The sequence below is a fragment of the Pseudomonas sp. VA159-2 genome, from assembly GCF_024126635.1.
Taxonomy (GTDB): Bacteria; Pseudomonadota; Gammaproteobacteria; order Pseudomonadales; family Pseudomonadaceae; genus Aquipseudomonas; species Aquipseudomonas muyukensis.
In genome coordinates this window covers 42,773-57,872 of sequence record NZ_JAMYBV010000029.1, presented here as the reverse complement: position 1 = coordinate 57,872, position 15,100 = coordinate 42,773, and the positions used below count along the sequence as shown (strand labels likewise).

Sequence of the window (15,100 nt, the reverse complement as noted above, 5' to 3'; positions counted from 1 at the left end):
GTCGAGCGCTGCGCCCCAGGATGGGGCGTACAGCGCGGTACCCACGGGAGCAAGAACGGAGCGAGGGAACCCCGGAGCGTAGCGTAGGGGCCGGATGAATGGAGCCAGCGGTTTTTGCCTACTTTTGCCCGCGTGCAAAAGTAGGTCGCCGTAAGGGCGAAAAGGTGACTATACGTCGACATCATCTACGAATGCGCATAAAGAATACAAAACCCACACTATAAAACCCGAACCCGAACCCTTGCATCCCCCCCACCAACCCGCTATCGTCCCAAAAAATTCATCCGATGACCGGACGTTCCCGCTAAGTGTCCCAGCTAACCAAACGCTCCCTGGTAGAACAAGCCGTAGACCAGCTCCGCGACCGCATCGCCAGGGGCTCCTGGTCGATAGGCCAACGCCTGCCCACCGAACCGGAGCTGGCCAGCGACCTGGGCATCAGCCGCAACACCGTGCGCGAAGCCATGCGCGTCCTGGCCTTCAGCGGCCTGGTGGAAATCCGCCAGGGCGACGGCAGCTACCTGCGTACCGTCTCGGACCCGCTGCAAGCCGTCCAGGCCATGTCCCGCTGCACCGTCGAACACGCCCGCGAAACCCGCCACATCCTCGAGGCCGAAGCCATCGGCCTGGCCGCCCTGCGCCGCACCGAGCACGACCTGCAGCAACTGCGCGAAGCCCTGCAACACAGCGCCGCGCATTTTCACAGCGATATCACCGCCTATGTCGCCTGCGACATCCAGTTTCACCAGCTGCTGGTCGACGCCGCCCACAACCCCGCCCTGAGCGAGCTCTACCGCTATTTTTCCGGCGTGGCCGCCGCCGCCCTGCAACACAACATGTCCACCGTCCCCCGCTGCCAGGCCGTGTTCGACCTGCACGCAGAGATCGTCGACGCCCTCGAACAACGTGATCCGCAACGGGCCAAGCACCTGAGCCGGACCCTCATCGAATCCTGACAGCGAGAAGGCCATGGCCGAACGAGCGAACCACGACACCGCCCAACGCGAGGCGGAACTTGAAGAGCTGTTGATCGACGCCGAAGCCGACGACGAGCAGGTCCAGCAGCAACCCGTGTTGCTGCGCCGGCCCTGGTTGCTGTTGCTGGGGCTGGTGCTGGTGGCGCTGAACCTGCGCCCGGCCCTGTCGAGCATGGCGCCCGTGCTCGGCCAGGTCAGCGCAGGTCTAGGCCTGAATGCCTCGCAAGCAGGCCTGCTGACCACCCTGCCGGTGTTGTGCCTGGGGCTTTTCGCACCGCTGGCGCCGATCCTGGCGCGGCGTTTCGGCAGCGAGCGGGTGATCCTCGGCATCCTCCTGACCCTGGCCCTGGGCATCCTGGTGCGCAGCGCGCTGGGTAGCGCCGGGGTGTTCCTCGGCAGCCTGATGGCCGGGGCCAGCATCGGCATCATCGGCGTGCTGTTGCCCGGCATCGTCAAGCGCGACTTCCCGCAGCACGCCGGCACCCTGACCGGGGTCTACACCATGGCGCTGTGCCTGGGCGCGGCCATGGCCGCCGGCGCCACCGTGCCCTTGACCCGGCACTTCGACGACAGCTGGGCCATCGGCCTGGGCTTCTGGCTGCTGCCGGCCCTGCTGGCGATGCTGGTGTGGCTGCCCCAGGCACGCCAGGGCCATGGGTTGCACAAGGCCACCTACCGGGTGCGTGGGCTGTGGCGCGACCCGCTGGCCTGGCAGGTCACCCTGTACATGGGGTTGCAGTCGTCGCTGGCCTATATCGTCTTCGGCTGGCTGCCGTCGATCCTCATCGGCCGTGGCCTGAGCCCGACCGAGGCAGGGCTGGTGCTGTCCGGGTCGGTGATCGTGCAATTGGTCAGCGCCTTGAGCGCGCCTTGGTTGGCGACGCGCGGCAAGGACCAGCGGCTGGCCATCGTCATCGTGATGCTGGTGACCCTGGCCGGGTTGTTCGGCTGCCTGTATGCGCCGATTGAGGGCCTGTGGGGCTGGGCGATCCTGCTCGGGCTGGGGCAGGGCGGCACCTTTGCCCTGGCATTGACCCTGATCGTGCTGCGCTCCAAGGACGCACACGTGGCCGCCAACCTGTCGAGCATGGCCCAAGGGGTCGGCTACACCCTGGCGTCCATGGGGCCGTTCGCGGTGGGGCTGGTGCATGATCTGACCGCAGGCTGGAGCGCGGTGGGCTGGATCTTCGCGGTGCTGGGTATCGGCGCGATCGTATGCGGGCTGGGCGCCGGGCGGGCGCTGCATGTGCAGGTCGACAGCGAGCGCGTCTAGGCCGAGGGCCTGTACCGCGATCGTCATTCACGCGGCGAATGAGCATGGTGTTGCGGGCATCCAGGCAGTATCTTGCGGGTTTCGCACCTTGCGCAGGAACAGTCCATGAGCGATGCCAACAGCGCCCTGATCACCCGTTTCTACCAGGCCTTCCAGCGCCTGGACGCCGAGGCCATGGTGGCCTGCTACAGCGAAGACATCGTCTTCAGCGACCCGGTCTTTGGCACTTTGTGCGGGCGCGACGCGGGGGACATGTGGCGGATGCTCACCACCCGCGCCAAGGACTTCACCCTGACCTTCGACGACGTGCGCAGCGATGGCGCGCACTGGGTGGCCACCTACCTGTTCAGCCAGACGGGGCGGGTGGTGGTCAACGATATCCAGGCACGCTTCGTGATTCGCGACGGGCTGATATGCCAGCACGACGATACCTTCGACCTGTGGCGCTGGTCGCGCCAGGCACTGGGCATGCCCGGCGTGCTGCTGGGCTGGACGCCGATGCTGCAGAACAAGGTGCGCCAGCAGGCGTTCAAGGGGCTTCGCGCATTCCAGCAGGCGCGCTGAGGCGTTAAGCTGGCGACCTTCTTCCGTTGCACCGAACCGAGCCGTGAGCGAATCAGCGCCTTCCCCCGACTGCAAACCCTGGTACGTCTACCTGGTGCGTGCCGCCAACGGCTCGCTGTACTGCGGTATCAGCGACGACCCGCAGCGGCGCTTCATCAAGCACCAGAAAGGGCAGGGGGCGCGGTATTTCAAGACCAGCCCGGCGCAAGCGCTGGTGTACGTCGAGCAGTGGCCCGACAAGGGCGAGGCGCTGCGCCAGGAGCGGTTGGTGAAGAAGCTGCGTAAGGCGGCGAAGGAGGCGTTGGTGGCCTCCTACACCGGTGGTGTCGTCACGCTCGCCACGACCCCATGACACGTCACCGTGCAGATCTGCTGCGCCGCCTTGTCCCGCGAGGTTTCTAGTGCTTCATGCCGAGCTCGGCATCATCCATCAGCGCCTTGGCCAGCGCGCTCAGGTAATACGATGCCCAGAGCAGTTGGGGCTTTTCCTCCATGATCCCGGTGATGGTCAGGTCGCGTACGCAGCCCATCAACTCCGAGGCCTGGTCGCGGGCGTGCTGGCAGGGGATGCCGGGCTCGATGCAGAACAGCGGGTCGGTCATGCCTTCGCCTTGGTAGAGCTTGGTCTTGCCCCCCGATTGGGCTCGGATGCCCCACGCACAGCCGCCATAAAGGCAAAGCCATACGGTTCGTATTTGAGTCGGCCTGTCAAAGCACGGTCGCTGATTTTGCAGCGACCGTCCGAGACTAGAGGCCAACCCAGAGCACCGCAATGGCTTGAAAGGGCTTGGAAGTATGTTTGGGAAATGGACTACAGGGAATGGGGAAAGTCTTAAAAACGGCGATCTACTTGAGATCACTGGGGCTGCTTTGCAGCCCTTTCGCGACACAAGGCCGCTCCTACAGATGATCGCGTTTCCCTGTGGGAGCGGCCTTGTGTCGCGATAGGGGCGCAATGCGCCCCCCGCGATCTCAGTCCTTGCGCCGTTTCAGCTGGTCGATCAGTTGGGTCGGCAAGCCCTTGATCACCAGCGTCCCGGCTTCTTCGTCATACTCGACCTTCGAACCCAGCAAATGTGCCTCGAAACTGATCGACAGGCCTTCGGCGCGCCCGGTGAAGCGGCGGAACTGGTTGAGGGTGCGCTTGTCGGCCGGGATCTCCGGCGACAGGCCATAGTCGCTGTTGCGAATGTGGTCGAAGAACGCCTCGGGGCGGTCCTCGTCGATCAGGCTGGAGAGCTCCTCCAGCGCCATCGGCTCGCCCAGTTTGGTCTGTGTAGTGGCGTAGTCGACCAGGGTCTGGGTCTTCTCCCGGGCAGCTTCTTCGGGCAGGTCTTCCTTCTCGACGAAATCGCTGAACGCCTTGAGCAGGGTGCGGGTTTCGCCCGGGCCGTCGACGCCCTCCTGGCAGCCGATGAAGTCGCGGAAGTAGTCCGAGACCTTCTTGCCGTTCTTGCCCTTGATGAACGAGATGTACTGCTTGGAATGCTGGTTGTTCTTCCACTCCGACAGGTTGACCCGCGCCGCCAGGTGCAGCTGGCCCAGGTCCAGGTGGCGTGATGGGGTCACGTCCAGCTCGGCGTTCACCGCCACGCCTTCGCTGTGGTGCAGCAGGGCGATGGCCAGGTACTCGGTCATGCCTTGCTGGTAGTGGGCGAACAGCACGTGCCCGCCAGTGGAGAGGTTGGATTCTTCCATCAGCTTCTGCAGGTGCTCGACGGCGATACGGCTGAAGCTGGCGAAGTCCTTTTCCCCGTCCTGGTACTGCTTGAGCCAGCCACTGAACGGGTAGGCACCCGACTCGCCGTGGAAAAAGCCCCAGGCCTTGCCCTGTTTGGCGTTGTAGCTGTCGTTGAGGTCGGCCAGCAGGTTTTCGATGGCGTCGGAGGCTGCCAGTTCGCTGTCGCGGGCATGCAGCACGGCGGGGCTGCCATCGGGCTTCTTGTCGATCAGGTGAACGATGCAATGACGGATTGGCATGGAATTCTCGGGGTAAAGGGCGGCATGGGCCGCGCTGCAAAAGGCGCTAAGTTTACCTCAGGGTGAGCACGGTGCAGTGGCCAGATGTTGGCGTAAATGCCGGTTGTTCGTTTTTTGTTCAATTTTTTGCGGTTTTTTCCGAAACCCCCGAAAAACCTGCACAAAATCAGTGTCGAGGGCGGATATTTATCGATTCCTGTGGTAGCTTTGCGCGGTCTTGCGCCCCTTGGGTGGCGCATTGCTGGCAGACCGCTTGCGGGCGTCGAACCAAACGCCGATTTGCGTATCTACATACGCGATCGACGCGGCCTCTGGAATGTCCCGGGCTGGCCCGACCACCGACAAGCACGCTGCACAACCTCTGAATTTGATAGGGAAGGAACACCACCATGGCACTGACCAAAGACCAACTGATTGCCGATATCGCTGAATCCATCGACGCGCCGAAAACCACCGCGCGTGCTGCTCTGGAGCAACTGGGCCAGATCGTTGCCGACCAACTGGAAAACGGCGCCGAAATCACCCTGCCAGGCATCGGCAAGCTGAAAGTCACCGAGCGTCCTGCCCGCACCGGCCGCAACCCTTCGACTGGCGCCGCCATCGAAATCGCTGCCAAGAAAGTCGTCAAGTTCGTTCCAGCCAAGGTGCTGACCGACTCGATCAACAAGTAATTGTTGATTTGACGAAACCGCGCCCGGCTTGCCCGGGCGCGGTTTTTTCATGCCTGCGATTTACCCAAGGCATGCCATTGCTGGCGCGCCGCGTCGTCCTGGAAGCTCCAGGCGACCATGCGGCTCTGCTTCTGCCCCTGGCCCATCTCGACGATGCGCAAGGCTTTCACCCCAGCCTTCTTCAAGGCCGCCTCGATGCCCGGCAGGTTGCTGGCCTTGGATACCAGGCTGGTGAACCACAGCACCTGCGCGGCGTATTGCACGCTTTCGCCGACCAGTTGGCTGACGAAGCGGATCTCGCCGCCTTCGCACCACAGTTCATTGTTCTGCCCCCCGAAATTCAGCACCGGCAGCTTGCGCTTGGGGTCCTGCTTGCCGAGGTTCTTCCATTTGCGCTGGCTGCCGCGGGTGGCTTCCTCGCGCGAGGCGTGGAAGGGCGGGTTGCACAGGGTGACGTCGAAGCGCTCGTCGGCCTGCAGCAGGCCACTGAGGATGTGCTTGCGCTCAGGTTGCAGGCGCAGGCCAATGGCCTTGTCGAGCTTGTTGGCCTGGACGATGGCCTTGGCCGAGGCCAGGGCGACGCTGTCGATGTCCGAGCCGAGGAAGCGCCAGCGATAGTCGCTGTGGCCAAGCAGCGGGTAGATGCAGTTGGCGCCGACGCCGACATCCAGCGCGCGCACCTGGGCGCCACGGGGGATTTCGCCGGCATTGTCCTCGGCCAGCAGGTCGGCCAGCACGTGAATGTAGTCGGCGCGGCCAGGGATCGGCGGGCACAGGTAGTCGGCGGGGATGTCCCAGTGCTGGATACCGTACTGGGCCTTGAGCAGGGCGCGGTTGAACACCCGCACGGCCTCGGGGTTGGCGAAGTCGATGCTGGGCTTGCCGTGGGGGTTGGTGATGGTGAAGCGGGCGAGGTCCGGGTGGGCCTTGATCAGCGCCGGGAAATCGTAGCGGCCCTGGTGACGGTTGCGTGGGTGCAGGGTAGGTTTGTCGGTCATGGTCGGATCCGGTGTTGCAGGCCCTGGGGCTGCGTTGCAGCCCTTTCGCGACACAAGGCCGCTCCTACAGGATAGCGGCGCCTCTCGATCCGGCGCCGTCCTTGTAGGAGCGGCCTTGTGTCGCGAAAGGGCCGCAACGCGGCCCCAGCGGTCTATCAGGTTGTTACAGCGCTGCAATCCGCGCGTGCTGCTCGGTGAAGTTGGCCAGGGCCTGCTCCGACTCGGCCAGCTTGGCGCGTTCTTTCTCGATGACCGCCGGCGGGGCCTTGTCGACGAAGGCGGCGTTGGACAGCTTGCCGCCGACACGCTGGACTTCACCCTGCAGACGCTGGATCTCCTTGCTCAGGCGCGCCAGTTCGGCGTCCTTGTCGATCAGGCCGGCCATGGGTACCAGCACTTGCAGGTCACCCACCAGGGCAGTGGCCGACAGCGGTGCTTCGTCCTGTTCGCTCAGCACGGTGAACGACTCGACCTTGGCCAGCTTCTTGAGCAGGGCTTCGTTTTCCTGCAGGCGACGCTGGTCGTCGGCGTTGGCGTTCTTCAGGAACAGCGGCAACGGCTTGCCTGGGCCGATGTTCATCTCGGCGCGGATGTTGCGCAGGCCGACCATCAGTTCCTTGAGCCACTCGATGTCGCCTTCGGCGGCAGCGTCGATACGCGCCTCGACGGCTACCGGCCACGGCTGCAGCATGATGGTCTTGCCGTCGATGCCGGCCAGCGGCGCGATGCGCTGCCAGATCTCTTCGGTGATGAACGGCATGAACGGGTGGGCCAGGCGCAGGGCCACTTCCAGCACGCGCACCAGGGTGCGACGGGTACCGCGGGCGCGCTCGACCGGGGCGTTTTCGTCCCACAGCACTGGCTTGGACAGCTCCAGGTACCAGTCGCAGTACTGGTTCCAGATGAACTCGTACAGCGCCTGGCTGGCCAGGTCGAAGCGGAACTGCTCGAGCTGGCGGGTGACTTCGGCTTCGGTGCGCTGCAACTGCGAGATGATCCAGCGGTCGGCCAGCGACAGCTCGTAGGCCTCGCCGTTCTGGCCGCAGTCCTCGCCCTTGTCCAGCACGTAGCGGGCGGCGTTCCAGATCTTGTTGCAGAAGTTGCGGTAGCCTTCTACGCGGCCCATGTCGAACTTGATGTCACGGCCGGTGGAGGCCAGCGAGCAGAAGGTGAAGCGCAGGGCGTCGGTGCCGTAGCTGGCGATGCCTTCGGGGAACTCGGCCTTGGTCTGCTTGGCGATCTTCTCGGCAAGCTTGGGCTGCATCATGCCGCTGGTGCGTTTTTCCAGCAGGGCGTCGAGGGTGATGCCGTCGACGATGTCCAGCGGGTCCAGCACGTTGCCCTTGGACTTGGACATCTTCTGGCCCTGGCCGTCGCGCACCAGGCCATGCACGTACACGGTCTTGAACGGGACCTGCGGGGTGCCGTCCTCGTTCTTGATCAGGTGCATGGTCAGCATGATCATGCGCGCAACCCAGAAGAAGATGATGTCGAAGCCGGTGACCAGCACGTCGGTGCTGTGGAATTTCTTCAGGAACTCGGTCTGCTCCGGCCAGCCCAGGGTCGAGAAGGTCCACAGGCCCGAGCTGAACCAGGTGTCGAGTACGTCGTCGTCCTGGCGCAGCGCCACGTCGGCGCCCAGGTTGTGCTTGACGCGCACTTCGGCCTCGTCGCGGCCGACATAGACCTGGCCGGCCTCGTCGTACCAGGCCGGGATGCGGTGGCCCCACCACAGCTGGCGGCTGATGCACCAGTCCTGGATGTCGCGCATCCAGGAGAAGTACATGTTCTCGTACTGCTTGGGCACGAACTGGATGCGGCCGTCTTCCACGGCGGCGATGGCAGGCTCGGCCAGCGGCTTGGTGGAGACGTACCACTGGTCGGTCAGCCACGGCTCGATGACGGTGCCGGAGCGGTCGCCCTTGGGCACCTTCAGGGCGTGGTCGTCGATGCTCACCAGCAGGCCCTGGGCGTCGAGGTCGGCGACCATCTGCTTGCGCGCGACGAAGCGGTCGAGGCCGGCGTACTGGGCCGGCAGCGAGGTGTCGAGTTGCTCGTTGACACTGCCGTCGAGGTTGAATGCCTGGACCGCGGCCAGCACGGTGGCGTTCTTGTCGAAGATGTTCAGCAGCGGCAGGTTGTGGCGCTTGCCGACTTCGTAGTCGTTGAAGTCGTGGGCCGGGGTGATCTTCACGCAGCCGGTGCCGAACTCGGGGTCGCAGTAGTCGTCGGCGATGATCGGGATGCGACGGCCGACCAGCGGCAGCTCGACGAACTTGCCGATCAGTGCCTGGTAGCGCGCGTCGGTCGGATTGACGGCGACGGCGACGTCACCGAGCAGGGTCTCCGGACGGGTGGTGGCGACCACCAGGTGGTCCTTGCCTTCGGCGGTCTTGGCGCCATCGGCCAGCGGGTAGCGCAGGTTCCACAGGTGGCCTTTCTCGTCGTGGTTTTCCACTTCGAGGTCGGAGATCGCCGTGTGCAGCTTGGTGTCCCAGTTGACCAGGCGCTTGCCGCGGTAGATCAGGCCGTCCTCGTGCAGGCGCACGAAGGCTTCCTTGACCGCTTCGGACAGGCCGTCGTCCATGGTGAAGCGCTCGCGGCTCCAGTCCACCGACGAGCCCAGGCGGCGAATCTGGCGGCTGATGTTGCCACCGGACTGGTCCTTCCATTCCCAGACCTTTTCCAGGAACTTGTCGCGGCCCAGGTCGTGGCGATTCTGGCCCTTGGCTTCCAGTTGGCGCTCCACCAGCATCTGGGTGGCGATGCCGGCGTGGTCGGTGCCTGGCTGCCACAGGGTGTCGCGACCCTGCATGCGGCGGAAACGGATCAGGGCGTCCATGATCGCGTTGTTGAAGCCGTGGCCCATGTGCAGGCTGCCGGTGACGTTCGGCGGCGGGATCATGATGGTGTAGGACTCGCCTGCACCTTGTGGGGCGAAATAGTTCTCGGACTCCCAGGTGTTGTACCAGGAAGTTTCGATGGCGTGCGGCTGGTAGGTCTTATCCATGCGCGGCGGGACCCTTAGGCATTAATTCGGGAAAGCCGGGAAGTATAACCAACGTGGAGGCCGCAGGCGACAGGGGAGGGGATGAGCGATTTCGCCAGCCAGGCTGGCTCCTACAGGGGATCGTGCGTAGGAGCCAGCCTGGCTGGCCAACGGGATCACTCGGAACGCTTGAGCAAGCGCTCCAGGCGCGCATCGAGGCGGCGCTTGATCTCGGTCTCGATATGCGGGGTGAAGTCGTTGATCACGTCCTGCATGATCTGCTGGGCGGCGGTGCGCAGTTCGGCGTCCAGGTGCAGCAGGGTGTCCTGGCGGCGGGTCTGGGCATCGTCTTCGGGGGCAGGCGCAGATGCCGGCTCGGCGACCGGCGCCGGGGCGCCGGCGGGTTCGTCGAGCAGCAACGGAATCTGCTCGACCGTCTCGGTCAGCAGGGGCGGTTGCAGGTCGGCGTCACCCAGCAGCTCGCGAATCGATTCGAGGTCGTCGAGCAGGTGGGCGGAATGGGTGAGGGAGTTCAGCTGCTTGTCCATCGTCGTCAAAGTCGCTGTAAGCGGTGGTCTTGCAGAGCATAGCCCTGTTCGCGGTAGAAACGGAATCGCTCGCGTGCGGCCAGGCGGATGGCCGGCTCCTCGACGACGATCTCGGCGACCCGCTCGAACTGGCCGACGAAGGCGGGGACAGCGCCGCCCAGGTTGATCAGCAGGTCACGGTGTTCGCCGGCATCGCTGCCGATGCCCAGTGCGACAATGGCGTGCGGATGCTGTTCGGCGTGGTCGTGGGGCACGAAGGCCTCGCCCTTGAACTGCCACAGGCGCAGGTCGAGCTCGCTGCGTTGCGCCTCGTCCTGGCAATGCAGGTACACCCGATGGCCGAGGCGCCAGGCCTTTTCACAGAGTTTACAGGCGAAATCCAGCCGCGCCGACAGGGCGTCGGTGGGCAGGATGTAGAAGTCGACTTGGCTCATGGTCGGTCAGTGCCCGCCGCCGGCGCGAGGGCGCCAGCGGTGGGGCGCCATCAGGCGCCGGCGCGGTCCAGCAGGTACTGGGTGAGCAGCGGGACCGGGCGGCCCGAGGCGCCCTTGTCCTTGCCGCCGCTGATCCAGGCGGTGCCGGCGATGTCCAGGTGCGCCCAGTGGTACTGCTTGGTGAAGCGCGACAGGAAGCAGCCAGCGGTGATGGCGCCACCTTTCGGCCCGCCGATGTTGGCGATATCGGCGAACGGGCTGTCCAGTTGCTCCTGGTACTCGTCGAACAGCGGCAGTTGCCAGGCGCGGTCGTCAGCGCGCTTGCCGGCGTCCAGCAGTTGGCCGATCAGCTCGTCGTCATTGCCCATCAGGCCCGAAGTGTGGCCGCCCAGGGCAACGACGCAGGCGCCGGTCAGGGTGGCGATATCGATGACGGCTTGCGGCTTGAAGCGCTCGGCGTAGGTCAGTGCGTCGCACAACACCAGGCGCCCTTCGGCGTCGGTATTGAGGATCTCGACGGTCTGCCCGCTCATGGTGGTGACGATGTCGCCCGGGCGGCTGGCGCCGCCGCTCGGCATGTTCTCGGCGCAGGCCAGCAGGCACACCAGGTTGATCGGCAGCTGCAGCTCGAGCACCGCGCGCAGGGTACCGAACACGCTGGCGGCACCGCCCATGTCGTACTTCATCTCGTCCATGCCGGCGCCGGGCTTGAGGCTGATGCCGCCGGTGTCGAAGGTGATGCCCTTGCCAACCAGCACGAACGGCTTCTCGCTCTTCTTGGCGCCCTGGTAGCTGAGCACGATCAGCCGTGGCGGCTGGTCGCTGCCCTGGCCCACGGCGTAGAACGCGCCCATGCCCAGGTCCTTGATCTTCTTCTCGTCCAGCACCTCGACCTTCAGGCCCTTGTGCGCCTTGCCCAGGTCCTTGGCCTGCTCGGCGAGGAAGCTTGGGTGGCAGACGTTCGGCGGCAGGTTGCCCAGGTCGCGGGTGTAGGCCATGCCGGTGGCGATGGCGCTAGCGTGCTTGACGGCGCGCTCGACCTCGGCCTGGCCGGCCTTGGCGGTGAGCAGGGTGATTTTCTTCAGGGCGCGCGGTTCGGCCTTCTGGCTCTTGTAGCGGTCGAACAGGTAGTTGCTGTCGAGCAGGGTCTCGGCCAGCAGGCGGTACTTGCCGTAGTGGCCGTCACGGCCGCTGACGGCCAGGTCGTCCAGGGCCAGCGTCGCGTCGCTGCCGCCCAGGCCCTTGAGCACGCCGGCGACGCTGGCGGCCAGCTTGCGCCAGGCGCGGTCGCCGAGGGTTTCGTCCTTGCCGCTGCCCACCAGCAGCACGCGCTCGGCCTTCAGGCCCGGCACGCTGTGCAGCAGCAGGGTCTGGCCCGGCTTGCCGGCCAGGTCGCCGCGCTTGAGCAGGGCGCTGATGGCACCGCCGCTGGCATCGTCCACGGCCTTGGCGGTGGCGCCGAGCTTGCGGTTTTCGCCCACCGGCACGACCAGGGTGGCGGTCTTGACGGATACAGCGGCTACGCTTTTTACAACCAGTTCCATGTCTGGAGTCCCCGAATGATCTGTCAGTTGGCGCTGTCTTGTGAACGCGCCCGGAAAACCGCCCCGGCGACCTCTGCCGGCCTGCGGAAAAGCTGCCAGTTTGAGCCTGCCGCGACCTTCATGACAACCCCGACATGCGGCGTCATGCGCCGCCAAGTGACAGGCGCCGTCAATCACAGGATAATGCGCGCACTTTTACATGGAGGTTCGCCTTGGCGAACCGGCATGGGGCTTGGCTGCCCGCATCGTTCGTCTGGCTTTGAGCCCCTGACAACCCAGGAGTGTCTGGTTTGATCGTCTTTCGTTATCTGTCCCGCGAGGTCCTGGTGACCTTGAGCGCCGTCAGCGCCGTGCTGCTGGTGATCATCATGAGCGGGCGCTTCATCAAGTACCTGGCCCAGGCGGCCCAGGGCGTGCTCGACCCGAGCGTGCTGTTCATGATCATGGGCTTCCGCCTGCCGGGGTTCCTGCAACTGATCCTGCCGCTGGGGCTGTTCCTCGGCATCCTGCTTGCCTATGGCCGGCTGTATCTCGAAAGCGAGATGACCGTGCTCTCGGCGACCGGCATGAGCCAGCAGCGCCTGCTGGCGATGACCATGGCGCCGGCGGCGTTGATTGCCTTGCTGGTGGCCTGGCTGAGCCTGAGCCTGGCCCCCCTGGGCGTGGCCCAGGTGCAGAAGATCATCGCCCAGCAGGACGCCCTGACCGAGTTCGACACCCTGGTGCCGGGCCGTTTCCAGACCCTGCGCGACGGTTCGCGGGTGACCTACACCGAGCAGCTGTCCGATGACCGCGTCAACCTGGCCGGGGTGTTCATCTCCGAGAAACGCTTCAACCAGGACAAGACCAAGGACCGCGCGCCTTCGGTACTGGTCGCCGAAAAGGGCCACCAGGAGGTGCAGGCCGACGGCAACCGCTACCTGGTGCTGGAAAACGGCTACCGTTACGACGGCAACCCTGGCCAGGCCGACTACCGTGCGATCAAGTACGACACCTACGGCGTGCTGCTGCCCAAGCCTGAGGTCGCCCAGGAGGTGACCGAACGCGAGGCGATCCCGACCCGCGACCTGATCGGTCATGACGGCGTGCGCGAGCGTGCCGAGCTGCAGTGGCGCCTGTCGCTGCCGCTGCTGGTGTTCGTGGTGACCCTGCTGGCCGTGCCGCTGTCGCGGGTCAATCCTCGCCAGGGCCGCTTCCTCAAGCTGCTGCCGGCGATCCTCCTGTACATGGCCTATCTGACAATGCTGATTTCCGTGCGCGGCGCCCTGGAGAAGGGCAAGCTGCCCCTCTCGCTGGGTATCTGGTGGGTCCATGCCCTGTTCCTGCTGATCGGCCTCGGGTTGATGTACTGGGAGCCGCTGCGCCTCAAGCGTGCCGAGCGTCGTGCGGAGGTGGCCCGTGGTTAAACTGGACCGCTACATCGGCCAGAGCGTGCTGCTGGCGATCCTCGCCGTGCTCGGCATCATCCTCGGCCTGGCCTCGCTGTTCGCCTTCATCGACGAGATGAGCGACCTGAGCAATACCTACACGGTGATGGATGCCAGCGCCTATGTGCTGCTCACGGCGCCGCGCCGGCTCTACGACATGCTGCCGATGGCGGCGCTGATCGGCTGCCTGATTGGCCTGGGTAGCCTGGCCAGCAGCAGCGAACTGACCATCATGCGCGCTGCCGGGGTGTCCATCGGCCGTATCGTCTGGGCGGTGATGAAGCCGATGCTGGTGCTGATGCTGGTCGGCCTGCTGATTGGCGAATACGTCGCCCCGGTCACCGAGAACAAGGCCCAGGCCGACCGTTCGCTGGCCCAGGGCGGTGGCGAGGCGCAAAGCTCCAAGCGCGGCATGTGGCATCGCCAGGGCGAGGAGTTCGTGCACATCAACTCGGTGCAGCCCAACGGCCTGTTGCTCGGTGTGACCCGCTACCGCTTCGACGCCGAGCGCAAGATCCAGACCTCCAGCTTCGCCCGTCGCGCGCAGTATCAGGACGGCAAGTGGGTGCTGAACGATGTGGCCACGACCTATTTCCGTGGCGACCACACCGAAGTGCTCAACGCGCCTGAAGAAGTCTGGGATGTTTCGGTGACCCCGGAATTGCTCAATACCGTGGTGTTGGCACCGGAGTCGCTGTCGATCACCGGGTTGTGGGACTACATCCACTACCTGTCCGACCAGGGGCTGAACAACTCCCGTTACTGGCTGGCGTTCTGGACCAAGGTGCTGCAGCCGGCAGTGACCGCGGCGCTGGTGTTGATGGCGATTTCGTTCATCTTCGGCCCGCTGCGTTCGGTGACCCTTGGCCAGCGCGTGTTCACCGGCGTGCTGGTGGGCTTCGTGTTCCGTATCGCGGGTGATCTGCTGGGGCCGTCGAGCCAGGTGTTCGGCTTCCCACCGTTGCTGGCGGTGGTGATACCCGCCGGCATCTGTGCGCTGGCCGGTTTGTGGCTGATGCGCAGGGCGGGCTGATCCGCCAAACAAGAAGCCGACCCCAGGGTCGGCTTTTTTGTGCCTGTAGAAGCCAGCCTTGCTGGCGAACCGGGGGGCCGGGGTTCGCCAGCAAGGCTGGCTCCTACAGGGGATCTGTGGTGGCTATTTCTTGCGTTTGGGCAGGCGTACCAGTTGGGTCTCGGAGTAGATGTCATGCCAGCTGCGTTTACGTTTGTCGAACAACGACCAGATGAAACCCAGCCCCAGGCACAGCCACGAGGCGATCGCCACCACGAAACGCAGCAGCGCCTGCCACAGGCTGATGGCGCTACCATCGGCATTCTGCACGCGTACCCCCCACACCTGCATGCCCAGGGTCTGGCCGCCATGGGTCCAGAACTTGGCGAAGAAGCCGAACAGGGCGAACACCAGGATCGTCGACAGCAGCGGGTCGCCATCCAGCGCCCCGGCGTCGGTCAGCTCGCGCATGCGCGCCTCGCCGATGATCGCCATCTGGACCATCTTGTAGGCGCCGGCGGTCACGATCAGCAGTGCGGTGCACAGCAGGAAGTCATAGAACATCGCGGCCAGACGACGGCCCAGGCCGACCGGTGGGAAATCACCCTGGGGAATGAGCAAAGGCTTGGACATGCATGACAGCTCCGGATGGCAAAGGCCCATTCTAGGGAATTACAGGCACA

At 65.0% G+C, this 15,100-nt stretch carries 15 protein-coding genes; 7 read left to right on the top strand and 8 right to left on the bottom strand.

Annotated features, from left to right (window positions below; all coding sequences use genetic code 11):
- Positions 1 to 308: 308 nt before the first annotated feature.
- The 4 genes from NJG22_RS21510 (at position 309) to NJG22_RS21495 (ending at position 3,166) form a co-directional block, all read left to right on the top strand.
- Positions 309 to 956, top strand: a complete 648-nt coding sequence (locus NJG22_RS21510; protein WP_253097639.1) for a FadR/GntR family transcriptional regulator — start codon at positions 309 to 311, stop codon at positions 954 to 956.
- Between the two features lie 13 nt (positions 957 to 969).
- Positions 970 to 2,250 (top strand): CynX/NimT family MFS transporter, encoded by a 1,281-nt coding sequence (locus NJG22_RS21505; RefSeq protein WP_253097638.1) that lies wholly within the window; start codon positions 970 to 972, stop codon positions 2,248 to 2,250.
- Positions 2,251 to 2,355: 105 nt separating this feature from the next.
- Entirely contained in the window at positions 2,356 to 2,814 is a 459-nt protein-coding gene (locus tag NJG22_RS21500; RefSeq protein ID WP_253097637.1) for a nuclear transport factor 2 family protein, read from the top strand.
- Between the two features lie 43 nt (positions 2,815 to 2,857).
- Complete coding sequence (locus NJG22_RS21495; protein WP_253097636.1) at positions 2,858 to 3,166, top strand: GIY-YIG nuclease family protein; 309 nt, start codon at positions 2,858 to 2,860, stop codon at positions 3,164 to 3,166.
- A 46-nt stretch (positions 3,167 to 3,212) separates the two neighbouring features.
- Here the strand turns inward: NJG22_RS21495 and NJG22_RS21490 are convergent, their stop codons facing one another.
- Complete coding sequence (locus NJG22_RS21490) at positions 3,213 to 3,416, bottom strand: DUF3077 domain-containing protein (RefSeq protein WP_253097635.1); 204 nt, start codon at positions 3,414 to 3,416, stop codon at positions 3,213 to 3,215.
- A gap of 370 nt (positions 3,417 to 3,786) precedes the next feature.
- Positions 3,787 to 4,794 carry a nucleoid-associated protein YejK gene (yejK, locus tag NJG22_RS21485; RefSeq protein ID WP_253097634.1) on the bottom strand — a complete coding sequence of 336 codons (1,008 nt, stop codon included), beginning with the start codon at positions 4,792 to 4,794 and terminating at the stop codon, positions 3,787 to 3,789.
- Between the two features lie 389 nt (positions 4,795 to 5,183).
- Between yejK and NJG22_RS21480 the strand changes: the two genes are divergently transcribed.
- Positions 5,184 to 5,465: an HU family DNA-binding protein gene (locus NJG22_RS21480; RefSeq protein WP_134691715.1), complete on the top strand. Its 282-nt coding sequence runs from the start codon at positions 5,184 to 5,186 to the stop codon at positions 5,463 to 5,465.
- 47 nt (positions 5,466 to 5,512) lie between these two features.
- Here the strand turns inward: NJG22_RS21480 and rlmF are convergent, their stop codons facing one another.
- The 5 genes from rlmF to NJG22_RS21455 form a co-directional block, all read right to left on the bottom strand.
- The gene (gene rlmF, locus NJG22_RS21475; protein ID WP_253097633.1) at positions 5,513 to 6,463 is read right to left on the bottom strand and encodes a 23S rRNA (adenine(1618)-N(6))-methyltransferase RlmF; all 951 of its coding nucleotides are present in this window, start codon (positions 6,461 to 6,463) and stop codon (positions 5,513 to 5,515) included.
- A gap of 163 nt (positions 6,464 to 6,626) precedes the next feature.
- Positions 6,627 to 9,473 carry a valine--tRNA ligase gene (locus tag NJG22_RS21470; RefSeq protein WP_253097632.1) on the bottom strand — a complete coding sequence of 949 codons (2,847 nt, stop codon included), beginning with the start codon at positions 9,471 to 9,473 and terminating at the stop codon, positions 6,627 to 6,629.
- Positions 9,474 to 9,628: 155 nt separating this feature from the next.
- The gene (locus tag NJG22_RS21465; RefSeq protein ID WP_253097630.1) at positions 9,629 to 10,000 is read right to left on the bottom strand and encodes a DNA polymerase III subunit chi; all 372 of its coding nucleotides are present in this window, start codon (positions 9,998 to 10,000) and stop codon (positions 9,629 to 9,631) included.
- A gap of 5 nt (positions 10,001 to 10,005) precedes the next feature.
- Positions 10,006 to 10,434 carry a DNA polymerase III subunit chi gene (locus tag NJG22_RS21460; RefSeq protein WP_253097628.1) on the bottom strand — a complete coding sequence of 143 codons (429 nt, stop codon included), beginning with the start codon at positions 10,432 to 10,434 and terminating at the stop codon, positions 10,006 to 10,008.
- A 50-nt stretch (positions 10,435 to 10,484) separates the two neighbouring features.
- Complete coding sequence (locus NJG22_RS21455) at positions 10,485 to 11,978, bottom strand: leucyl aminopeptidase (protein WP_253097626.1); 1,494 nt, start codon at positions 11,976 to 11,978, stop codon at positions 10,485 to 10,487.
- Positions 11,979 to 12,268: 290 nt separating this feature from the next.
- On the opposite strand from NJG22_RS21455, the gene lptF reads away from it, so the two are divergent.
- Together lptF and lptG are read left to right on the top strand one after the other, a co-directional pair.
- On the top strand, positions 12,269 to 13,384 hold the full coding sequence (gene lptF, locus NJG22_RS21450) for an LPS export ABC transporter permease LptF (RefSeq protein WP_253097617.1): 1,116 nt from the start codon (positions 12,269 to 12,271) through the stop codon (positions 13,382 to 13,384).
- Complete coding sequence (gene lptG, locus NJG22_RS21445) at positions 13,377 to 14,438, top strand: LPS export ABC transporter permease LptG (protein WP_253097615.1); 1,062 nt, start codon at positions 13,377 to 13,379, stop codon at positions 14,436 to 14,438. Before lptF ends, lptG begins: the two co-directional genes overlap by 8 nt.
- Before the next feature lie 123 nt (positions 14,439 to 14,561).
- Here the strand turns inward: lptG and NJG22_RS21440 are convergent, their stop codons facing one another.
- On the bottom strand, positions 14,562 to 15,050 hold the full coding sequence (locus NJG22_RS21440; protein ID WP_253097613.1) for an RDD family protein: 489 nt from the start codon (positions 15,048 to 15,050) through the stop codon (positions 14,562 to 14,564).
- Between the last annotated feature and the right edge of the window lie 50 nt (positions 15,051 to 15,100).